At 72.0% G+C, this 25078-nt stretch carries 1 protein-coding gene (running past one end of the window); it reads right to left on the reverse strand.

All coding sequences use genetic code 11. The features are described from left to right. Positions 1 to 25046, reverse strand: partial view of a type I polyketide synthase gene (locus tag Amac_RS56245; RefSeq protein ID WP_281356312.1) — the 5' portion only. It extends 24136 nt beyond the left edge of the window; the window shows 25046 of its 49182 coding nt (coding positions 1–25046); it begins with the start codon at positions 25044 to 25046; its stop codon lies off the left edge, out of view. Between the last annotated feature and the right edge of the window lie 32 nt (positions 25047 to 25078).

Raw genomic sequence — 25078 nt, forward strand, 5'->3', positions numbered from 1 at the left:
GCGACCTCGGCGAAGATCTCACCGCCGGGGCCGCTCCAGGCCGCCCGCAGTCCTCGGAACGCCGGGCCGTAGCCCAGCCCTCGGGAGGCCAGTTCGTCATACAGTCCATCCAGCTCGATCGCGGTCGCGCCGGCCGGAGGCCACACCTCCGTGTCGAAGTGCGCAACGCCCCGAGTGTCCGTGGCGAGCGTCCCGGTGGCGTGCCGTACCCACTGCGCCTCGTCGCCGGCCTGGGCCGGCCGGGAGAAGACGCTCAGGGTCCTGCGGCCGGTCTCCTCCGGCGCGCCCACCGCGATCTGGACCACGACCGCCTCGTCCTCGGCCAGCACCAGCGGCGCGGCCAGGGTCAGCTCCTCGACCAGGTCACAGCCGACCTGGTCACCCGCCCGGATCGCCAGCTCAAGGAACCCGGTGCCGGGGAAGAACACCATCCCGGCCACGGTGTGGTCGGCCAGCCAGGGATGCGTGGCGAGCGACAACCTGCCGGTCAGCACCACTCCGTCGGAGTCGGCCAGGCCCACCGCCGCGCCCAGGAGAGGATGCTTCGTCGCCGCCAGGCCCGCCGCCGTCACGTTCCCCGCACCGGCGCTCGCACTGCCGTCAGGCCAGAACCACTGGTGCTGGAAGGCATAGGTCGGCAGATCGACCCGGCGCCCACCCGGCAGCAGTGCCCGCCAGTCCACCGTCACACCGCGCACGAACAGCTCGGCGGCCGAGACCAGGACACGGTCCAGCCCGCCCTCGTCCCGGCGCAGCGTCCCGGCGATGACCGCGTCCACCGCGGCCTCGTCCACGCATTCCCCGATGCCGATCGTCAGCACCGGGTGCGGGCTCACCTCGACGAACACGCGGTGGCGCTGCTCCAGCAGTTCCCTGATCGCCGGGGCGAAGGCCACCGTGTTGCGCAGGTTGTCACACCAGTAGGCCGCGTCGAGTTCCGGTCCCTCCAGCCACTGGCCGGTCACGGTTGACAGCATTGGCATCCGTACCGAACGCGGAGTCACCTCCGCCAGGACCTGGGCCAGCTCCGCACCGATCAGATCGACCTGGGCCGAGTGCGAGGCGTAGTCCACCGCGATACGCCGGACCCGCACCTCCTCAGCGGTCAGTCGCTCGACCACTTCCTCAATGGCCGCGACCTCACCGGCCACCACCACCGAGCGAGGGCCGTTGATGGCCGCGACCGAGATCCGCTCGTCCCAGACGGCCAGTCGCTCACGCACCTGCTCGACCGGCAACGGCACCGACGCCATCGCCCCGAGCCCGGCCAGCCGGTCGGCGATCAAGCGGCTACGCAACGCCACCACCCGCGCGCCGTCCTGCAACGACAGACCACCCGCCACCACCGCAGCCGCGATCTCACCCTGCGAGTGACCGACCACGGCGTCGGGGCGGACGCCCAGGGATTCCCAGACCGCAGCCAGGGAAACCATCATCGCGAACGACACGGGCTGGACCACATCCACCCGATCCAGCGACGGGGCGTCTTCGGTCTGGCGGATCACGTCCAGCAGCGACCAGTCCACGAACGGTTCAAGCGCCGCCGCGCACTCCGCCATCCGGCCCGCGAAGACCGGCGACTCCTCCAGCAGTCGCCCGCCCATACCGACCCACTGCGCCCCCTGACCAGGGAACACCCACACCGACTTACCGGCGATGTCGGCCACACCCGAGACCACGCCCGTCGCCAATTCACCGGCACCGACCGCCGACAGGCCCGACAGCAGGCCGCCACGATCACGCCCGACCACCACCGCACGGTGCTCGAACACCGACCGCGACACCACCAGCGAGGACCCCACGTCCACCGGGTCCAGATCGCCGGCCTCCACCTGCGCCGCCAGACGACGCGCCTGACCACGCAACGCCTCCGGAGTCTTCGCCGAGACCACCCACGGCACCGCACCCGGCGCCTGTTCCACCGACTCCGATACTGAAGCCTCCGGCCCCTGCTCCAAGATCACGTGCGCGTTGGTGCCGCTGATCCCGAAGGAGGAGACACCGGCCCGGCGCGGGTGACCGTTCTTCTGCCACTCCACCGGCTCGGTCAGCAGCTCCACCGCACCAGAGGCCCAGTCCACATGCGAGGACGGCGCATCGACGTGCAACGTCTTGGGCAGCACCCCATGCCGCATGGCCAGCACCATCTTGATCACACCGGCGACGCCCGCGGCGGCCTGCGTGTGACCGATGTTCGACTTGATCGAACCCAGCAGCAACGGACGATCCTCGTCCCGATCCCGGCCATAGGTCGCCAGCAGCGCCTGCGCTTCGATCGGGTCACCCAGCGTCGTACCGGTGCCGTGCCCTTCAACCGCGTCCACATCAGCGGGCGCGAGCCCCGCCCCGGCCAGGGCCTTGCGGATCACCCGCCGCTGCGAAGGACCGTTCGGAGCGGTCAGACCGTTGGACGCGCCGTCCTGGTTGACCGCGGAACCCCGGACGATCGCCAGGACCTGGTGACCGTTGCGGCGCGCGTCCGACAGACGCTCCAGCACCAGCATGCCGACGCCCTCGGACCAGCCCGCGCCGTCGGCCGCGTCGGAGTAGGACTTGCACCTGCCGTCAGGGGCCAGGCCGCCCTGCCCCGTGAAGTCGATGAACGGCCCAGGAGTGGCCATCACCGTCACACCACCGGCCAGCGCGAGCGAGCAGTCACCGCCGCGCAGCGCCTGCGCCGCGAGGTGCATCGCCACCAGTGACGACGAGCACGCGGTGTCCACCGTCACCGCCGGGCCCTCCAGACCCAGGGTGTAGGAGAGCCGGCCGGTGGCGACGCTGCCGGCGGTGCCGGTGCCCATGAAGCCCATCACGTCGGCGGGGAAGGCCGTGCTGTTCGCGTAGTCGTGGTACATGACACCGGCGAACACGCCCGTGTGGCTGCCCCGCAGCGAGACCGGGTCGATCCCGGTCCGCTCGATCGCCTCCCAGGTCACCTCAAGCAGCAGCCGCTGCTGCGGGTCCATCGCCAGCGCCTCACGCGGCGAGATCCCGAAGAACCCAGGGTCGAACTCGCCGGCCTCGTGCAGGAAGCCACCCGCCTGGACGTACTTGACGGCTTGGCCCTCGGCTTGAGAGAGCGCGTCACGGTGCCAGCCGCGTGTCGTCGGGAAGGGGGAGATGGCGTCCGCGCCCTCGGTGACCAGCCGCCACAGGTCCTCGGGAGAGTTGACCCCGCCCGGATAGCGGCACGCCATGCCCACGATCACGATCGGGTCGTCCGCCACCGGCAGGATGACCGTGGGGATGACCGCGTCGGCGTCCTCACCGAGCAGCTCGGCCAGCAGGAACTCCGCGAGCAGCGTCGGCGTCGGGTAGTCGAACACCAGCGTCGCAGGCAACCGCAGGCCGGTCGCGCCGTTCAGCCGGTTACGCAGCTCCACGGCCGTGAGCGAGTCGAAGCCCAGCTCGCGGAACTCCCGCCGCACCTCCACCGTGCCGGGGGAGACGTGCCCGAGCACGACGGCCACCTCGGTGCGCACCAGATCCAGCAGGACCTCGGCGCGCTCGGCCGCTCCCAGCGGAGCCAGCCGCTGCAGCAACGTCGCGGCCACCACAGAACCGGACGCCGCCGACCGCCTCCCTCCCCGCACCAGCCCGCGCAGCAGCGCCGGGATCTCGCCCTGCGTCCGCAATGCCGACGGCTCAAGCCGGACCGGGATGAGCAGCGCGTGCTCCAGCGTGGTGGCGGCCTCGAACAACGCCAGACCCTGTTCTGGCGACAGCGGCGGCATGCCCGCCCGTGCCATTCTGCGCATTTCGGCGTCGTCGAGTGTGCCGGTCATCCCGGCGTCCTGGCTCCACGCGCCCCAGGCCAGCGAGAGCGCGGGCAGTCCCGCCGCCCGCCGCTGCTGGGCCAGCGCGTCCAGGAAGACGTTGGCCGCCGCGTAGTTGCCCTGCCCGGCGTTGCCCATCACCCCGGCCAGCGAGGAGAACAGCACGAACGCCGCGAGGTCCAGGCCCTGGGTCAGCTCGTGCAGGTGCCAGGCGGCGTCCACCTTCGGCCGCAGCACCGACTCCAGCCGCTCCGCCGTCAGCGCGGGAATCGTCCCGTCATCCAGCACACCCGCCGTGTGAACGACCGCGGTCAGCGGATGCTCGGCATCGATACCGGCCAGCAGCGCCACCACCTGATCCCGATCCGCCACATCGCACGCCGCGATCTCGACGTCGACGCCGTGCGCGATCAGCTCGGCCCGCAGCTCCACCGCACCCGCGGCGTCCGAACCACGGCGACTGGCCAGCAGCAGACGCCGCACCCCACGCTCGGCCACCACATGCCGCGCGAACAACGCCCCAAGACCACCGGTGCCGCCGGTGATCAGCACCGTCCCCTCCGGATCCCACGAGCGCGCACCGCCCTCGCCAGGATCAGAGGCGCGTGTCACCCGCGCCAGCCGCGGCACCCGTACGCCATCCTCACGTACCGCTACCTGCGGCTCGCCCGACGCCGACGCGGCGGCCAGCACTCCCGGCAGGGCCGGCAGCGACTGCCCGGCCACGTCGACCAGGACGAACCGGCCTGGTTCCTCCCACTGCGCGGACCGCACCAGTCCCCACACAGCGGCGGCCGCCAGGTCCGTCACGGTTTCGCTCTCGCTCGCCGCGACGGCACCCGTGGTCACGAACACCAGCCGGGAGCGGAGACAGCGATCATCGGCCAGCCAGGCACGCAGCAGGTTCAGCGCCGCGGCGGTCAACTCGTGAACCGATGCGACAACGTCGCCGTGCGCCGCGGAGCCGACCGTAACGGTCACCACCTCCGGCACCGTCTCCAGCGCCGCCAGGTCCGATGCCGGAGTCAAGGTCAGCTCGACCGAATCGAGATCGGCGGCGGCCGCCGGCCCGTCGGGCAACGCCGTCCAGGCCAGCTGGAACAGCGAGTCCCGGAGCGGGTCGCGACCACTGCCCCAGGCAGCCTGGTCGGCCGTGACCGGACGCAGCACCAGCGACCGCGCGGAGAGCACCGGTTCCCCTGCGGCGTCCACCGCGATCACCGAGACCGTGTCGCCTCCGGTCCTGTCCAGCCGGACCCGCAGCACCGACGCGCCACCGGCGTGCAGGCACACCTCACCCCAGGAGAACGGCAACCGGCCGTCGGCATCGTCAAGACCGGCGAAGGTCACGGCGTGCAGCGCCGCGTCCAGCAGCGCCGGATGCATTCCGAACGAAGCCGCGCTCGACTGCGCCTGCTCGGGCAGGACGACGTCGGCGAACACCTCGCCGTCAGCACCTCGCCAGGCGGCCCGCAGTCCCTGGAACACCGGCCCGTAGTGGAAGCCGCCCGCGGCGAACCGGTCGTACAAGTCGTCCATCTGGATGGGTGTGGCGTCCTGCGGCGGCCACACCGCCGTGTCGAAGCCGGCGGCGCCGGGCCCGGCCGCGGCCAGCACACCGGTGGCATGCCGTACCCATGGTTCCTCGTCGGCGGCTTCGGCCGGACGGGCGTAGATGCTCAGGTTGCGGCGGCCGGACTCGGCCGCCGAGGCCACCCACACCTGCACCGCGACGGCGTCCCGCTCGCCGAGCACCAGGGGCGTGGTCAGGGTCAGCTCCTCGACCAGGTCACAGCCGACCTGGTCACCCGCCCTGATCGCCAGTTCGAGGAACCCGGTGCCCGGGAAGATGACCGTGCCGCCGACCGCGTGGTCGGCCAGCCACGGATGCGACCGCAGCGACAACCGCCCGGTCAGCAGCACCCCCGCCGAGTCGGCCAGCCCGACCGCGACACCCAGCAGTGGGTGCCTTGCGGCGGCCAGCCCCGCGGCCGCCACGTTCCCCGCCTGGGTAGCGCTGCCGTCGGACCAGAAACGCTGCCGCTGGAACGCGTACGTCGGCATGTCGATCCGGCGCCCGCCCTGGAGCACCGCCTGCCAGTCCACCGGCACGCCGCGCACGTGCAGCTGGGCAAGCGCCGCCATGATCGCGGTCTGCTCGTCCCGATCCTTGCGCAGGACCGGCACCAGCACCGGATCGGCGTCGGAGCTGTGGGCCAGGATGTCCTTGGCCATCGCGGTCAGTACGCCGTCCGGCCCGAGCTCCAGGTAGGCGGTCACTCCCTGCCGGTGCAGCACCCGCACGGCGTCGGCGAAGCGCACCGCGCCCCGCACCTGCTCCACCCAGTAGTCCGGCGAGCACAGCTGCTCGGCCGTGGCCTGCTCCCCGGTCAGGGTGGACACGATCGGGATACGCGGCGGGTTGTAGGTGAGCCTGCCGGCCACCGTGCGGAAGTCCGCCAGCATCGGGTCCATCAACGGCGAATGGAACGCGTGCGATACCCGCAGCCGCCGGGTCTTGCGCCCCCGCTCCGCCAGCGTGCCCGCGACTTCGAGTACGGCCTGCTCAGCCCCGGAGATCACCACCGCGGCCGGACCGTTGACGGCGGCGATCGACACCTCGTTCTCACGACCGGCCAGGAGCTCGGCGACCTCCTCCTCGGAGGTCTGCACCGCCACCATCGCACCATCGGCGGGAAGGGCCTGCATCAGCCGTGCCCTGGCCGCGACCAGCGCGCACGCGTCCCGAAGCGACAGCACCCCGGCCACATGCGCCGCGGTGATCTCCCCGATCGAGTGCCCGGCCAGCACGTCCGGTCGCACACCCCACGACTCCACCAGCCGGAACAGGGCGGTCTCCACCGCGAACAGCGCCGGCTGCGCCCATCCGGTCTGGTCCAGCGCCTCCGTACCCGGCTCGGCGAACAGCACCTCCCGCAGCGACCCATCGAGCAGCGGGTCCAGCTCGGCGATCGCCTCGTCCAGCGCCTGCGCGAAGACCGGGAAGCGGTCGTACAGCTCCCGGCCCATCCCCGCCCGCTGGCTCCCCTGACCAGTGAACAACACCGCCGGCTTCGGCTCGGCCGCAGCCAGCCCGTGCAGCACACCCGCGCTCGGGCGGTCTTCGGCCAGTGCCCGCAGGCCGGCGACCGCGCCCGCGAGGTCGGCGGCCACCACGGCCGCCCGATACTCGAACGCCGAGCGCGTGCTGGCCTGCGAGCACGCCACATCGCCGAGCCGCAGGTCAGGCTCACCGTCCAGGTACGACGCCAGCCGCCCGGCCTGCGCGCGCAACGCCTCCGCCGACCGGCCGGAAACCAGGACAGGCACGGCTCCGGCCGACGCGGACGGACCGTCCTCGGATTCCTGGTCGCCGGGCTCGGCGTCCGGTGCTTCGACCCGCTCGATGATCAGGTGTGCGTTGGTGCCGCTGATCCCGAACGACGACACCGCCGCACGGCGAGGGTGACCGTTCTTCGGCCACTCGGCCGGCTCGGTCAGCAGCTCCACCGCACCGGAGGCCCAGTCCACGTGCGAGGACGGCTCGTCCACGTGCAGCGTCCTGGGCAGCATCCCGTGCCGCATGGCCATGACCATCTTGATCACACCGGCCACACCCGCCGCGGCCTGGGTGTGCCCGATGTTCGATTTGATCGACCCCAGCAGCAGCGGACGGTCCTCCGGCCTGCCCTGCCCGTAGGTCGCCAACAGCGCCTGCGCCTCGATCGGGTCACCCAGCGCCGTGCCCGTGCCGTGGCCCTCCACCACGTCGACGTCAGCGGGAGCCAGCCCCGCGCCGGCCAGCGCCTGGCGGATCACCCGCTGCTGCGAAGGACCGTTCGGCGCGGTCAGCCCGTTCGACGCGCCGTCCTGGTTGACCGCCGACCCGCGCATGACGGCCAGCACCTGGTGACCGTTGCGCCGCGCGTCCGACAGCCGCTCCAGCACCACCAAGCCCACACCTTCGGACCAACTGGTGCCGTCGGCGGCATCCGAATAGGACTTGCACCGCCCATCGGCGGCCAGCCCGCCCTGGGCGCTGAACTCCATGATCCCCATCGGCGAGGCGACCACGGTCACCCCGCCCGCCAGCGCCAGCGCGCACTCACCCGAGCGCAGCGCCTGCGCCGCCAGGTGCATCGCCACCAGCGACGACGAACACGCGGTGTCCACCGTCACCGCCGGGCCCTCAAGCCCCAAGGTGTAGGACAGCCGGCCCGAGAGCACGCTCCCCGACTGGCCCGTCACCATGAAGCCGCGGGCCTCATCTGACGGGATGTAGCCGGACGCGCTGGCGCCGACGTACACCCCGGTGGAGCTGCCGCGCAGCGACAGCGGGTCGATCCCGGCGCGCTCGACCGCCTCCCAGGTGGTCTCCAGCAGCACCCGCTGCTGCGGGTCCATGGCGAGCGCCTCACGCGGCGAGATCCCGAAGAACCCGGCGTCGAACTCCGCGACGTCGGGCATGAACCCGCCCTGGAAGTCCAGCTCGCCGTTCACCTGCCAGCCCCGGTCGAGCGGCAGCGGGGAGACGGCGTCGCGCCCCTCCGTGACGAGCTGCCACAGATCCTCCGGAGAGTGCACTCCGCCGGGGTAGCGGCACGCCATGCCCACGATCACGATCGGATCGTCGGCTACCGACGCGATCGGCGTCGCGGCGATGACATCGCCGTGCTCGCCCAGCAGCTCGGCCAGCAGGAACTCCGCCAGCACCACGGGGGTCGGGTAGTCGAACACCAGGGTGGCGGGCAGCCGCAGCCCGGTCGCGGCGTTCAGCCGGTTGCGCAGTTCCACCGCGGTGAGCGAGTCGAAGCCCAGTTCGCGGAACTCCCGGCGCACCTCCAGCATCTGCGGCGAGGTGTGCCCGAGCACCGTGGCCGCCTGGGCCCGGACCAGGTCGATCACCAGGCGGCTCCGGTCGGCGGGGGCCAGCCCAGCCAGTTGCCGCAGCAGCACCTGGTCGGCGCCCGATACCGGGGCCGCCGCCGTACGGCGGGTGCTCCGCACCAGCGAGCGGAGCAGCGGCGGGACCTCACCGAGCGCCTGCAACGCCGGCAGGTTGAGCCGGACCGGCGCGACCACCGGCGTGCCGCAGCCCAGGACCGCGTCGAAGAGTGCCAGGCCCTCGGCGAAGGAGAACAGGTGGAACCCCGCGGCCGCCAGCCGGCGGAGGTCGGTCTCGCTGAGCTCGCCGGCCATGCCGGCGTCCGCCGCCCACGGACCCCACACCAGGGACAGGCCCGGCATGCCCTGGGCGCGGCGGTGCTGAGCCAGCGCGTCCAGGTAGGCGTTGGCCGCCGCGTAGCCGCCCAGCCCCGGGCCGCCGACCAGCCCGGCCATTGAGGAGTACAGGACGAAGGCGGCCAGGTCGAGGTCCCGCGTCAGCTCGTGGAGGTGCCAGGCGCCATCGGCCTTGGGCCCGAACACGGTGGCCAGCCGGCGCTCGTCCAGCGACGGGATCATGCCGTCGTCGCGTACGCCCGCGGTGTGGACGACCGCGGTGAGCGGGTGCTCCGCGGGCACGCCGGCGAGCAGCTCCGCCACCTGATCCCGATCGGCCAGGTCGCAGGCGGCGATGGTGACCTCGGCGCCGTGGGCGATCAGTTCGGCCGCCAGTTCCACCGCGCCCGGGGCGTCCATGCCCCTGCGGCCGGCCAGCAGCAGATGCCGGACCCCGTGCTCGGCCACCAGATGCCGGGCCAGGCTGCTGCCCAGGCCGCCGGTGCCACCCGTGATCAGCACGGTGCCGCCGAGATCCAGCCGCGGTGTGGCGTCTCCCCCTGGCGTCAGGCGGACCAGCCGGGGCACGCGGGCCACGTGGCCGCGAATCGCCACCTGGGGCTCGCCGCAGGCCAGCGCCTCAGGCAGCGCCGTCAGCGCGGTCTCCCGCTCGTCCACATCGACCAGCAGGAAGCGGTCGGGGTTCTCGGCCTGCGCGGCGCGGACCAGACCCCAGACGGCCGCCGCCGCCGGATCCGTGACCGCCTCGTCTTCCGTGCCGGCGACCGCGCCCCTGGTGACCAGCACCAGCCTGGATTCGGTGAACCGCTCATCCGCCAGCCACTGCCGCAGGAGTTCCAGGACCCGGCCGGTGACCTCTTGTGCCGCCGCCGCGCCGACCGCCATCACGGGCGAGGTGATCTCGACGGCCACGACGTCCGGCACCCGGTCCGGCGAGGAGAGGCCGGACGCGGCCCAGCGCAGCTCGTCCAGTCCGGACCGGTTCAGTTCGGACCAGTCCAGCTCGACGCAGTCCAGCCCGGCCATCGCGTCCGTCGGGGAGACGACCGTCGGCGCGACCGCCCACTCCAGCGCGAACAGCGCGTCCCGCTCCAGCCCTTGAGCGCCGGAGACGAGCATCTGGTCGGCGGACACCGGGCGGAACACCAGCGAGTCCGCCGTCAGCACCGGCGCGCCCTCGGCGTCCACCGCCGCCAGCGACACCGAACCGCTCCCGGTCCTGGCCAGCCGTACCCGCAACGCCGATGCGCCGCCCGCGTGCAGGCACACGCCGGCCCAGGAGAACAGCAGCCGCCCCTGGCCCGGCTCCACGAGGTCCAGGAACGAGGCCGGCTGCAACGCCGCGTCGAGGAGGGCGGGATGCAGGCCGAACGAGCCGGCGTCGCCGACCTCCTCGGGCACCGCGACCTCGGCGAAGATCTCCCCGTCCCGCTGCCAGGCCGCCCGCAGTCCCTTGAAGGTCGGCCCGTAGCGCACGCCGCCCTCGGCCAGCTCGTCGTACAGCCCGTCCAGCGCGATCGGCGTCGCGCCCGCGGGCGGCCACACGGTCGTGTCGAACCGTGCCGTACGCGCGCCGACGGCCAGCACGCCGGCCGCGTGCCGCACCCAGGGCTGGTCCGGCGTGTCGGCCGGTCGGGCGTAGATGGCCAGGTTCCTGCGGCCTGTTTCGTCGGACGCGCTCACCACCACCTGGACGGCGACGGCGTCGTCCGTGCCGAGCACCAGCGGGGCGGCCAGGGTGAGCTCTTCCACCCGGTCGCAGCCGACCTGGTCACCGGCCCGGATCGCCAGCTCGAGGAACCCGGTGCCGGCGAACAGGGCCGTGCCGGCCACCGCGTGATCGGCCAGCCACGGGTGTGTGCGTACCGACATCAGGCCGGTGAGCAGCGCGCCGTCGGAGTCGGCGAGCCCGACGGCGGCGCCCAGCAGCGGATGCCCCGCCGCGGCGAGGCCGAGCCCGCGGGCGTCGGCGATCCGCATCCCGCTCGGCCAGAACCTGTGGTGCTGGAAGGCGTAGGTGGGCAGGTCGATCCGGCGTCCGCCGGGTAGTACCGCCTGCCAGTCCACCGCCACGCCGCGGACGAACAGCTCGGCCGCCGAGAGCAGGACCCGGTCCAGCCCGTCCTCGTCACGGCGCAAGGTCCCGGCGACCACCGCGGTCACGCCCGCCTGGTCCACCGCCTGTTCGATCCCCAGCGTCAGCAGCGGATGCGGGCCGACCTCGACGAACGCCCGGTACCGCTCCTCCAGCAGCCGCTCGATCGCCGGCGCGAACTCCACGGTGCGCCGCACGTTCTCGTACCAGTAGCCGGTGTCCAGTTCGGTGCCGTCCAGCCATTGGCCGGTCGCCGTCGACAGCATCGGGATCCGCGCGGTACGGGGCGACACGTCCGCCAGCTCCGCCAGCAGTTCGTCCCGGAGGGCGTCGACCTGCGGCGAGTGCGCGGCGAAGTCGGCTCCGGCCAGCTGCCAGCGCATCACCCCGTCGGCCGACAAGCGGCGCTCCAGCACCCGCATGGCCTCCGGGTCACCGGCCACGGTCACCACCCGGGGCCCGTTGACCGCCGCGATCGAGATCCGGTCCAGCAGATCAGCGGCGGCCAATGTCTCGCGAACCTGCTCCGCCGGAGCCATCACCGACAGCATCACCCCGCGCCCGGCCAGCCGATCGGCGATCAGGCGGCTGCGCAAGGCCACCACCCGGGCGCCGTCCTGGAGAGACAGGCCACCTGCGACCACCGCGGCGGCGATCTCGCCTTGAGAGTGGCCAACCACGGCGTCGGGGCGGACGCCCAGCGACTCCCACACCGCCGCCAAAGAGACCATCACCGCGAACGACACCGGCTGGACCACATCCACCCGATCCAGCCCGTCGGCCTGGCGAACCACGTCCAGCAGCGACCAGTCCACGAACGGCTCCAACGCCGCCGCGCACTCCGCCATCCGCCCCGCGAAGACCGGCGACTCCTCAAGGAGACGCCTGCCCATGCCGACCCATTGGGCTCCTTGGCCTGGGAACACCCACGCCGACTTCCCGTCGACATCGGCCACACCCGCGACCACGCGAGCCGTCGGCTCACCGGCCTCGACCGCGGACAGGCCCGCCAGCAGTTCCTGACGGTCGCGTCCGACCACCACCGCGCGGTGCTCGAACAACGCCCGCGACGCCACCAGCGAGAACGCCGTATCGAGATCGCTGTGTGCGTCGAGGTGGGCGCTCAGCCGACGCGCCTGCGCCGACAACGCCTTACCCGTACGGCCCGAGATCACCCAGGGCACTACCCCCGCAGGCTCGGCGACCGCCGGTTCGGCGACCTCCTCCGGCCCCTGCTCCAGGATCATGTGCGCGTTGGTGCCGCTGATGCCGAACGACGACACGGCGGCCCTGCGCGGGTGATCGGTCCGCGGCCACTCCCGCTGCTCGGTCAGCACTTCGACCGCGCCGGAGTCCCAGTCCACGTGCGAGGACAGCGCGCCCACGTGCAGCGTCTCGGGCAGCACGCCATGCCGCATGGCCATGACCATCTTGATCACACCTGCGACGCCTGCGGCGGCCTGGGTGTGCCCGATGTTCGACTTGACCGACCCCAGTAGCAGCGGCTGATCGCGATCCTGACCATAGGTGGCCAGCAGGGCCTGCGCCTCGATCGGGTCACCCAGCACCGTACCCGTACCGTGGGCCTCGACCGCGTCCACCTCGGACGGCGACAGACCCGCGACGGCGAGAGCCTTCCGGATCACCCGCCGTTGCGAGGGGCCGTTCGGTGCCGTCAGGCCGTTGGACGCGCCGTCCTGGTTGATCGCCGACCCGCGCACGATCGCCAGCACCTGATGCCCGTGGCGCTGAGCATCCGACAGCCGCTCCAGCATCACCAGGCCGACACCCTCGGACCACCCGATGCCGTCCGCCGAGTCGGAGAACGCCTTGCACCGGGCATCCGGCGCCAGCCCGCCCTGCTCCCCGAGCTCCCCGTACCCCGCGAGAGTCGAGATGACGGTGACGCCGCCCGCCACCGCGAGCGAGCATTCCCCGTTGCGCAGGGCCTGCGCCGCCATGTGGATGGTCACCAGCGACGACGAGCACGCGGTGTCCACCGTGACCGCCGGGCCCTCAAGACCGAAGGTGTAGGAGATCCGGCCGGAGGCCACACTGGCCAGCATGCCGGTCATGATGTGGCCGCGGGACTCCTCCCCTGGCAGGTAACCCGAGCCGACGGAACCGATGAAGACGCCGGTGTCGCTGCCCCGCAACGAGTCCGCGTCGACGCCCGCGCGCTCGAGGACCTCCCAGGTCGTCTCCAGCAGCAGGCGCTGCTGCGGGTCCATCGCCAGCGCCTCACGCGGCGAGATCCGGAAGAACTCCGCGTCGAACTCGGGCGCGTCGAAGATGAACCCGCCCTTCAGGTCGCCGTGGCTCTGCCAGCCACGGTCGGTCGGGAGCGGGGTGATGGCGTCCTGGCCCTCGATGACCAGCCGCCACAGGTCCTCCGGAGAGTTCACCCCGCCCGGGAAGCGGCAGGCCATCGAGACGACGACGATGGGGTCGTCCGACGTCGAGGCCGTGACCACCGGCAGGATGGCGTCGCCGTGCGCGCCGAGCACCTCGCTCAACAGGTACTCGCCGAGCACGGTGGGGGTGGGGTAGTCGAAGACGACGGTGGAGGACAGGCGCAGCCCGGTGGCGGCGTTGAGCCGGTTGCGCAACTCGATCGCGGTCAGCGAGTCGAAGCCCAGCTCGCGGAACTCACGGCGCCCCTGCACCGCCTCCAGCGAAGGATGCCCGAGGACGGCGGCGGCCTGCGCCCGGACCAGATCGACGACGAACCGGGCGCGGTCGGCCTGCGCCAGACCGGCCAGCTGCCGCAGCAGCACCCCTTCTCCGGCGGCGGGCGCCGACGCCGCCGTACGGCGGGTGCTCTTCACCAGCCCGCGCAGCAGCGGCGGCACCAGCTGAGCGGGCATCGCCGGCATGTTCAGCCGTACGGGGACCACGAGCGGGGAATCCGAGCCGATGGCCGTGTCGAACAGCGCCAGTCCGTGCTCGGTGGTGATGGGCGGCAGACCGGCGGCGGTCATCCGCTGGACGTCGGCCTGCGACATGCCCCCGGTCATTCCGGTGGCCTGGGCCCACAATCCCCAGGGAAGTGACAAGCCCGGCAACCCTTGCGCCTGGCGTTGGGCCATCAGCGCGTCCACCCAGGCGTTGGCCGCCGCGTAGTTGCCCTGACCGGCGCCGCCCAGCAGCCCGGCCAGCGAGGAGAACACCACGAACGCGGCCAGATCCAGGTCCTGGGTCAGCTCGTGCAGGTGCCAGGCGGCGTCCACCTTCGGCCGCAGCACCGACTCCAGCCGCTCCGGCGTCAGCGAGGCGATGGTTCCGTCATCGAGGATTCCGGCCGCGTGGATCACCGCGGTCAGCGGGTGCTCGGCGCCGATCCCGGCCAGCAAGCCGGCCACCGCGTCCCGATCGGCCATGTCGCAGGCGGCGATGGTCACGTGCGCGCCTCGCGCGGTCAGTTCCCGCGCCAGCTCACGTGCGCCGGCCGCGTCCGGGCCTCTTCGGCTGACCAGCAGCAGGTGTCGTACGTCGTGCTCGGCCACCAGATGCCGCGCGAACACCGCGCCCAGACCGCCCGTACCACCGGTGATCAACACCGTGCCCTCGGGGTTCCACCGCCGGGGCATCGTCAGGACGATCTTGCCGGTGTGCCGGGCCTGGCTCATGAACCGGAACGCCTCACGGCCCCGCCGCACATCCCAGGCCGTGACCGGTAGCGGCCGCACTTCACCGGCCGCGAACAGTTCCATGAGCTCGGCCAGGATCTGGCGCAGCCGCTCGGGTCCGGCGTCCAGGATGTCGAACCAGTGGTACGTCAGCCCAGGGAACTGGTCCTGGTCGCGGATGTCCAGTTTGCCCATCTCGATGAACCGGCCGCCCGGGCGCAGCAACCGCGCGGAAGCGTCGATGAAGTCGCCGGTCAGCGAGTTCAGGACCACATCGATCCCCCGCCCGCTGAACCGCTCCTCGAACTCCAGGGTGCGGGAGGAAGCGATGTGATCATCCGGGATGCCCAGCGAGCGGAGGACGTCCCACTTGGCCGGGCTGGCCGTGGCGAACACCTCCACCCCCAGGCGCTGGGCCAGCTGGATCGCGGCCATACCGGTCCCCCCGGTGCCCGCGTGCACCAGCAGCGACTCGCCCGGCCGCAACCCGGCCAGATCCATCAGCCCGTAATAGGACGTCAGGAACGACACCGGGATCGTCGCCGCCTGCTCGAAGGAGACTCCATCGGGGATCTTGGTCACCCCGCCGGCACCGGTGACCACCACTGGGCCGAAGCCGCCCTCGGTTATGCCGACCACCCGGTCACCCGGGCGCAGGTCGTCGACCTCGGGACCGACCTCCAGCACCACGCCGGCGGCCTCGCCGCCCATCAGGCCGACCTTGTCCTGGAACCAGCCCAGCGCGTTCAACCCGTCCAGCAGGTCACGGAAGTTCATCCCCGCCGCGTGCACCGCCAGGCGCACCTGACCGGCCTCCAACGGCCCGGCCGCCTGCGGAAATGGGAGCAGCTCCAGCGCGTCCAGGCTGCCCTTGGCCCGGCTGCCCAGCCGCCACGGCACCCCACCACCCGGAGGCACCAGCCCCGCCCCCGACGCCAGCGGCGCCAGTCGCGGCACTCGCACCTCACCGTGCCGGACCGCCGCCTGCGGCTCGCCCGAGGCCATGAGCGCGGCCAATACCGCCGGCAGGGAGGACTCCTGGCCGTCCACGTCGACCAGGACGAAACGCCCCGGATTCTCCGACTGCGCCGACCGCACCAGACCCCACACCGCCGCCGCAGCCAGATCGGTGATCTCCTCACCCGCACCGGCCGCCACCGCGCCCCGCGTCACGAACACCAGCCGCGAGCTCTCCAGCCGCTCGTCGGCAAGCCACCCCTGCAGCAGGCCCAGCACCGCAGCGGTCACTTCATGCGCGCAGGTCACCGCGTCCACGGCCGGATCGGTCACGATCCCGGCCAGCACCACACCCGGCACCGGCCCCGCCTCGGCCAACGCCGACAGATCCGGATAAACCTCGACCTGATCCCTGGCAAGACCCAGCGTGTCCAGACCGACCACCACCACCGGCACCGGGTCGGCCACCGGAGCGTCGGAAAGCGCGGTCCATTCCAGCCGGAACAGCCCCTCCCCCAGCGTCGCCTGGCCGCCACCCGCGGCGGCGAGCTGATCCGGCGAGAACGGCCGCAACACCAGCGACCGCGCCGACAGCACCGGCTCCCCGGCGGCGTCCACCGCCGTCAGCGTGACCGAGTCGGCAGCGGTCCGGACCAGCCGCACGCGCAGCATCGCCGCGCCTGCGGCCTGCAGGCTCACCCCACCCCAGGAGAACGGCAGCCTGCCGCCCTCGGAATCGTCCAGCCCGGCGAAAGCCACCGCGTGCAACGCCGCATCCAGCAACGCCGGGTGCAACCCGAACCCGCCGGCGCTTGACTGCGTCTGCTCGGGCAGTGCGACCTCGGCGAACACCTCACCGCCGGCGCCGCGCCAGGCCGCTCGCAGCCCCTGGAACACCGGGCCGTATTCGAACCCGCTGGTGGAGAGCCCTTCGTAGAGGCCGTCGAGGTCGATCGCGGTCGCCCCCTGCGGGGGCCACACCGCCGCGTCGAACGGCGCAGCGGGGGACGCGGCAGCCATGGTGGGAGTGCCGGCGGTCAGAGTGCCGGTGGCATGCCGTACCCACGGCACATCGGCGGCGGCCTCCGCCGACCGGGCGTACACGTTCACGCTCCGGTGGCCCGTCTCCTGCGCGGCGCCCACCCACACCTGCACCGCTACCGCGTCGTCCACACCCAGCACCAGCGGAGCGGTCAGGGTCAGCTCCTCGACCAGGTCACAGCCGACCTGGTCACCGGCCCGGATCGCCAACTCCAGCAACCCGGTACCCGGGAAGATCACCGTGCCGGCCACCGCATGATCGGCCAGCCACGGATGCGACGACAGCGACAACCGGCCCGTCAGCAACACCCCGTCGGAATCGGCCAGGCCCACCGCCGCGCCCAGCAGCGGATGACCCGCTGTCGCCAACCCCGCCGCGGCCACGTTCCCTATCTGGGAGCCTGCCCCGACGGGCCAGTACCACTGGTGCTTGAAGGCGTAGGTCGGCAGGTCCACCCGGCGTCCACCGGGTAGTACCGCCCGCCAGTCCACCGCCACGCCGCGCACGAACAGCTCGGCCGCCGAGACCAGAACCCGGTCCAGCCCGCCGCCGTCCCGGCGCAGCGTGCCGGCGATCACCGCATCTACTGCGGCCTCGTCCACGCATTCGCCGATGCCGATCGTCAGCACCGGATGCGGGCTCACCTCGACGAACGCCCGATACCGCTGCTCCAGCAGTTCCCCGATCGCCGGGGCGAAGTTGACCGTGTTGCGCAGGTTGTCACACCAATACGCCGCGTCGAGTTCCGTCCCCTCCAGCCACTGCCCGGTCACCGTCGACAGCATCGGCACCCGCACCGCACGCCCAGCCACCTCCGCCAGGACCTGGGCCAGTTCCGCACCGATCAGATCGACCTGAGCCGAATGTGAGGCATAGTCCACCGCGATACGGCGAACCCGCACCCCGTCCTCGGTCAGACGCTCCACCAGCTCATCGACGGCCTGCACCTCACCGGCCACCACCACCGAGCGAGGGCCGTTGATCGCCGCGACCGACACCCGGCCGTCCCAGGACGACAGCCGCTCACGCACCTGCTCGACCGGCAACGACACCGACGCCATCGCCCCGAGCCCGGCCAACTGGTCGGCGATCAGACGGCTGCGCAGGGCCACGACTCGTGCGCCGTCCTGCAGCGACAGGCCACCCGCGACCACCGCGGCCGCGATCTCGCCCTGCGAATGCCCGACCACCGCGTCGGGACGGACCCCCAGCGACTCCCAGACGGCGGCCAAGGAGACCATCACCGCGAACGACACCGGCTGGACGACATCCACCCGATCCAGCGACGGGGCGTCTTCGGCCTGGCGGATCACATCCAGCAGCGACCACTCCACGAACGGCTCCAACGCCGCCGCGCACTCCGCCATCCGGCCCGCGAAGACCGGCGACTCCTCAAGCAGGGCAGCGCCCATCCCCGCCCACTGGGCTCCCTGACCAGGGAACACCCACACCGACTTCCCGACGACATCGGCCACACCCGAGACGACGCCACCGGCCGCGGGCTCATCCGAGGCAAGCACACCCAGGCCCGCCACCAGCTCGCCGCGGTCCCCGCCGACCACCACCGCACGGTGCTCGAACACCGACCGCGACACCACCAGCGAAAACGCCGTATCGACCGGGTCCAGGTCATCGGCCTCCACCTGCGCCGCCAGACGACGCGCCTGACCACGCAACGACTCCTCGGTCTTCGCCGACACCACCCACGGCACCACACCACCGGCAGGCTCTTCCACCTCCGGCCGCGTGACACCTTCCGGTCCTTGCTCCAAGATCACGTGGGCGTTGGTGCCGCTGATCCCGAACGACGACACCGCCGCCCGGCGCGGATGGCCGTTCTTCTGCCACTCCACCGGCTCGGTCAGCAGCTCCACCGCGCCAGAGGCCCAGTCCACGTGCGAGGACGGCGCATCGACATGCAACGTCTTGGGCAGCACCCCATGCCGCATGGCCAGCACCATCTTGATCACACCGGCGACGCCCGCGGCGGCCTGGGTGTGACCGATGTTCGACTTGATCGAACCCAGCAGCAACGGACGGTCCTCGTCCCGATCCTGACCGTAGATGGCCAGCAGCGCCTGCGCCTCGATCGGGTCGCCCAGCGTCGTCCCCGTACCGTGGCCTTCGACCGCGTCCACCTCGGACGGCGAGAGCCCGGCACCGGCCAGCGCCTGCCGGATCACCCGCTGCTGCGAAGGACCGTTCGGAGCGGTCAACCCGTTGGACGCGCCATCCTGGTTGACCGCCGAGCCACGGACGATCGCCAGCACCTGGTGCCCGTTGCGCTGAGCGTCCGACAGCCGCTCCAGCACCAGGATGCCCACACCCTCGGACCAGCTCACCCCGTCGGCCGCGTCGGAGTAGGACTTGCACCTGCCGTCGCCGGCCAGCCCGCCCTGGGCGCTGAAATCGATGAACGGCCCGGGGTTGGCCATCACGGTCACGCCACCGGCCAGCGCGAGCGAGCAGTCGCCGCCGCGCAGCGCCTGCGCTGCCAGGTGCATCGCCACCAGCGACGACGAGCAGGCGGTGTCCACCGTCACCGCCGGGCCCTCCAGACCCAGCGTGTACGAAACCCGGCCGGTCGCGACGCTGCCCGTGCTACCGGTACCGACGAACCCCATCACTTCTGGCGGGAACGACACGCTGTTCGCGTAGTCGTGATACATCAGTCCGGCGAACACCCCGGTACGGCTGCCGCGCAACGAGACCGGGTCGATCCCCGCCCGCTCGATCGCCTCCCAGGACGTCTCCAGCAGCAGCCGCTGCTGCGGATCCATCGCCAGCGCCTCATGGGGCGAGATCCCGAAGAACCCGGGGTCGAACTCCCCCGCCTCGTGCAGGAAGCCGGCTTCGCGCACATAGCTCGTGCCCCGGCGGTCCCGATCCGAGCTGTAGAAGGCTCCCAGATCCCAGCCGCGCGTGGTCGGGAAGGGCGAGATCCCGTCCCCGCCCTCAGTCACCAACCGCCACAGATCCTCCGGAGAGGCGACCCCGCCCGGATAGCGGCAGGCCATGCCCACGATCACGATCGGGTCGTCGGCCACCGGCCGGGCCTCGGCGGGAACCACCATGTCGGCGTGCTCGCCGAGCAGCTCGGCCAGCAGGAACTCCGCCAGCAGCATCGGCGTGGGGTAGTCGAACACCAGCGTGGCCGGCAACCGCAGCCCGGTCGTACCGTTCAGCCGGTTGCGAAGGTCCACCGAGGTCAGCGAGTCGAAGCCCAGCTCGCGGAACTCACGACGCACCTCCACCGTCTCCGGCGAGAGGTGCCCCAGCACCATGGCCACCTCGGTCCGTACCAGATCCACCAGGACCTCGGCGCGCTCGGCCGCCCCCAGCCGCGCCAGCCGCTGCAGCAGCGTGCTGGCCGTCGCCGACTTTCCGATGGCGGACCGGCGCCTTCCCCGCACCAGCTTCCGCAACAGTGGCGGTACTTCGCCCAGCGTGCGCAGCACCGCCAGATCCAGCCGGACGGGTGCCACGACCGGTTCGCCGGAACGGAGCGCCGACTCGAACAAAGCGACGCCCTGTTCCGGTGCGAGAGGCGGAGTGCCGGCACGGGCCAGCCGCGCCATCTCGCCATCGCTCAAGGTGCCGGTCATCCCGCTGTCCTGAGCCCACGCACCCCAGGCGAGTGACAGCCCGGGCAATCCGGCAGCCTGGCGGTGCTGGGTCAGCGCGTCGAGGAAGGAGTTGGCCGCGGCATAGTTGCCCTGGCCGGGAGCTCCGATCAGGCCCGCCGCCGACGAGAACACGACGAACTCGGCCAGATCAAGATCCGCGGTGAGCTCGTGCAGGTGCCAGGCGGCGTCCACCTTCGGCCGCAGTACCGGCTCCAGCCGTTCCGGCGTCAGCGAGGCGATGGTCCCGTCGTCCAGCACACCCGCGGTGTGGATCACCGCGGTCAGCGGATGATCGGCGTCCACCTCGGACAGCAAGGCCGCCACCTGGTCCCGGTCGGTCACGTCACACGCCACGACTGTGACCTCGACACCGTGGGCGATCAGCTCGGCCTGCAGCTCCACCGCGCCCGGAGCGTCCAGGCCCCTCCGGCTGACCAGCAGCAGGTGCCGAACACCGCGTTCGACCACCACATGCCGGGCGAACAGCACACCCAGGCCACCGGTCCCGCCGGTGATCAACACTGTGCCGTCCGGATCCCACGGCCGTTCGACCTCGGGGCCGGGCACCACCCGTGCCAGCCGGGCCACCCGCACCTCACCACCGCGCACCGCCACCTGCGGCTCGCCGGAGGCGAGCACCCCGGCCAGCACCGACTCGGACAGCTCCCCATCGACATCCACCAGGACAAACCGCCCCGGATTCTCCGACTGCGCCGACCGCACCAATCCGCATGCGGCAGCCGCCGCCAGATCGGTGACCGCCTCACCCTCACCCGCGGCCACCGCACCCCGCGTCACGAACACCAGCCGCGAATCGCGATACCGCTCGTCAGCCAGCCATCCCTGTACCACGGTCAGAACGCGCGCGGTCAGCTCGTGCGCCGACTGCACCACCGCGCCGTCGCAGATCATTTCGGTCACCACGACACCCGGTGCCTGGTCCGCGTCCCCGAACACCGACGCGAGGTCGAACGTGTGGATGTCCACCGTCGGCGGGACGGGTTCGGTGGACGGCGCCACCCGCGCCGTCGGCAACGCCGTCCACTCCACCCTGAACAGGGGGTCTCGCTCGCTCCTGCGGTCATCCGCACCGGTGTCGCCCGTGATCGGGCGCAGGATGAGCGACCGCGCCGTAAGTACCGGCTCACCCGCCGCATCGGCCACCGCCAGCGAGACGGCATCGCCCTCTGTCCTGGCCAGCCGTACCCGCAGAGCCGACGCGCCACCGGCGTGCAGGCACACCTCGCCCCAGGAGAACGGCAACCGGACGCCCTCGGCATCGTCAAGACCGGCGAAGGTCACCACGTGCAACGCCGCGTCCAGCAGAGCCGGATGTACGCCGAAGGAGCCGGCGTCCGACTCCAGCCGGCTCGGCAGGCTCACCTCGGCGAAGATCTCGTCAGCACGCCGCCAGGCCGCCCGCAGGCCCTGGAACAGCGGCCCGTAACTCAGCCCGCTCTCGGCGAGTTGCTCGTACAGCCCGTCCAGCTCGATCGCGGACGCGCCCTGCGGCGGCCAGACTTCGGTATCGAGTCGCTCCGCGGTCTGGCCGCCGGCGGCGAGGACGCCCACCGCGTGCCGTACCCACGGCTCGTCGTCGGCGGCCTCCGCCGACCGGGTGTAGATACTCAGGTCACGTCTGCCGGACTCCTCCGCGCCCACCCACACCTGCACTGCCACGACGTCGGTTTCGCCCAGGACGAGCGGCGCCGCCAGGGTGAGCTCCTCGACCAGGTCGCAGCCGACCTGGTCACCGGCCCGGATCGCCAGCTCCAGGAACGCGGTGCCGGGGAACAGCACCCGCCCGCCCACGACGTGATCGGCGAGCCAGGCCTGCGACCGCAACGACAGCTGGCCGGTCAGCAGCACGCCGTCCGAAGCGGCCAGCGCCACAGCGGCGCCCAGCAAAGGATGCCCTGCCGCGGTCAGCCCCAGGTTTCGAGCGTCGCCCATGCGCTGGGTGCGGGGCCAGTACAACTCGTGCTGGAACGGGTAGGTGGGCAGGTCGACGTGGCGACCGTGCGGGAGCACCGCCTGCCAGTCGACCGGCACCCCGTGCACGTGCAGTTCTGCCAGCGCCATCATGGACGCCGCCGACTCGTCGCGGTCCTTGCGCAATACCGGGACGAGCACGGCATCCGCGTCGAGCGTGTCGCCGGCCATGGCGGTCAGGACGCCGTCAGGGCCCAGCTCCAGATACGCCCGTACGCCCTGGGCGTGCAGCGTGCGGACGCCGTCGGCGAAGCGGACCGAGCCGCGGACCTGGTCCACCCAGTAATCCGGCGAGCACAACTGCTCGTCCGTGGCCAGTTCGCCGGTCACGTTCGAGACCACGGGAATTTCCGGCGGACTGTAAGTCAGCGTCCGGGCCAGGGCGCGGAAGTCCGCCAGCATCGGGTCCATCAACGGCGAATGGAACGCATGCGACACCCGCAACCGCTTGGTTCGCACCCCACGCTCTTCCAGGACGGCCGCGACGCTGAGGACCGGGCCCTCAACCCCGGAGATCACCACGGCGTTCGGGCCGTTCACCGCCGCGATCGACACCTGGTCTTCGCGTCCGGCCAGCAGATCGGCAACCTGATCCTCGGACGCCTGGACCGCGACCATCGCCCCACCCGCGGGCAGCGCCTGCATCAACCGCGCCCGGCCCGCCACCAGCGCGCACGCGTCGCTCAGTGAGAGCACCCCGGCCACGTGCGCGGCGGTGATCTCCCCGATCGAATGGCCGGCCAGCACATCCGGCACCACGCCCCAGGACTCGACCAGCCGGAACAGGGCCGTCTCCAGCGCGAACAGCGCCGGCTGCGCCCACCCCGTCTGATCCAGCAGCTCCGTCTCGGCGAACATGACGTCGCGCAGCGGCCTGTCGAGCAGCGGGTCCAGCTCCGCGATCACCGCGTCCAAAGCCTTGGCGAATACCGGGAACCGGTCGTACAGCTCCCGGCCCATGCCCGCGCGCTGGCTGCCCTGACCGGTGAACAGCACCGCCAGTTGCGGCTCCGTCGCGGCCTCCGCGCGCACCACGCCCGCACCCGGCAGGTCCTCGGCCAGCGCGCCCAAACCGGCCAGCGCACTCTCGCGGTCGCTCGCCAGCACCACCGCGCGATGCTCGAACGCCGACCGCGTCGTGGCCAGCGCGAACGCCGTATCGGCCAGCGCCACCTCGGGATGGGCCTGCACATGCGAGGCCAGTTGCCCGGCCTGCGCCCGCAGCGCCTCTGCCGTACGGCCCGACACCAGCACCACACCAGCGGCCGGAGCCGGATCCTCCGCACCCGGTTCGGCCGGAACCTCCGGCCCTTCCTCCAGGATCACGTGGGCGTTGGTGCCGCTGATCCCGAACGACGACACGGCGGCCCGGCGCGGACGACCGGTCCGCGGCCACTCCACCGGCTCGGTCAGCAGCTCCACCGCGCCCGCCGACCAGTCCACATGCGAAGACGGCGCATCCACATGCAACGTCTTGGGCAGCACCTCATGCCGCATGGCCATGACCATCTTGATCACACCCGCCACGCCGGCGGCGGCCTGCGTGTGACCGATGTTCGACTTGATCGACCCCAGCAGCAGCGGGCGGCCCTCCGGCCGGTCCTGCCCGTACGTCGCCAGCAGCGCCTGCGCCTCGATCGGGTCGCCCAGCGTCGTACCCGTACCGTGCCCCTCGACCACATCCACGTTGGCGGGCGTGAGCCCGGCGCCGGCCAGTGCCTGCCGGATCACCCGCTGCTGAGAAGGACCGTTCGGCGCGGTCAACCCGTTCGACGCGCCATCCTGGTTCACCGCGGAACCACGGACGACCGCCAGCACCTGATGCCCGTTGCGGCGCGCGTCCGACAGCCGCTCCAGCACCAGCATGCCGATGCCCTCAGCCCACCCCGTGCCGTCCGCCGCGTCGGCGAACGGCTTGCACCGCCCGTCGGCCGCGAGCCCGCCCTGGGCGCTGAAGTCGATGAACATGCCTGGCGTGGCCATCACGGTCACACCACCGGCCAGCGCCAGGCCGCACTCGCCCGAGCGCAGCGCCTGCGCCGCCAGATGCAACGCCACCAGGGAGGAGGAACACGCGGTGTCCACCGTCACCGCCGGGCCTTCCAGCCCCAGCGTGTACGAAATCCGGCCAGTCGCGACGCTCCCCGCGGTGCCGGTGCTGGCGAAGCTCCGCACTTCCGGCGGGAATTCAACACTCGGGCCGTAGTCGTGATACATCACACCGGCGAACACACCGGTACGGCTGCCCTTCAGCGAACCCGGCTCGATCCCCGCCCGCTCGAAAGCCTCCCACGACACCTCCAGCAGCAACCGCTGCTGCGGATCCATCGCCAACGCCTCACGCGGCGAAATACCGAAGAACCCCGGATCGAACTCCCCTGCCCCGTGCAGGAACCCGCCCTCACGCACATAACTACTGGTCCCCCGGCGCTCCCGATCCGCGTTGAACAGCCCGGCCAGATCCCAGCCGCGGGACGTCGGGAATTCCCCGATCCCGTCCCCACCCTCGGCCACCAGCCGCCACAAATCCTCCGGAGAGTTGACGTCACCCGGGAAGCGGCACGCCATCGACACAATCGCGATCGGATCGTGCCTGCCCGACTCGACCTCCTGGAGCCGTCGACGGGTCTCGCGCAGATCGGCGGCGACCGACTTAAGGTAGTCAACGAGCTTCCGGTCTTCCGACATCGGGGCTGACCTCCGAAGTGTTCCGAGGCCAG

The sequence above is a fragment of the Acrocarpospora macrocephala genome (genome assembly GCF_009687865.1).
GTDB classification, from domain to species: domain Bacteria; phylum Actinomycetota; class Actinomycetes; order Streptosporangiales; family Streptosporangiaceae; genus Acrocarpospora; species Acrocarpospora macrocephala.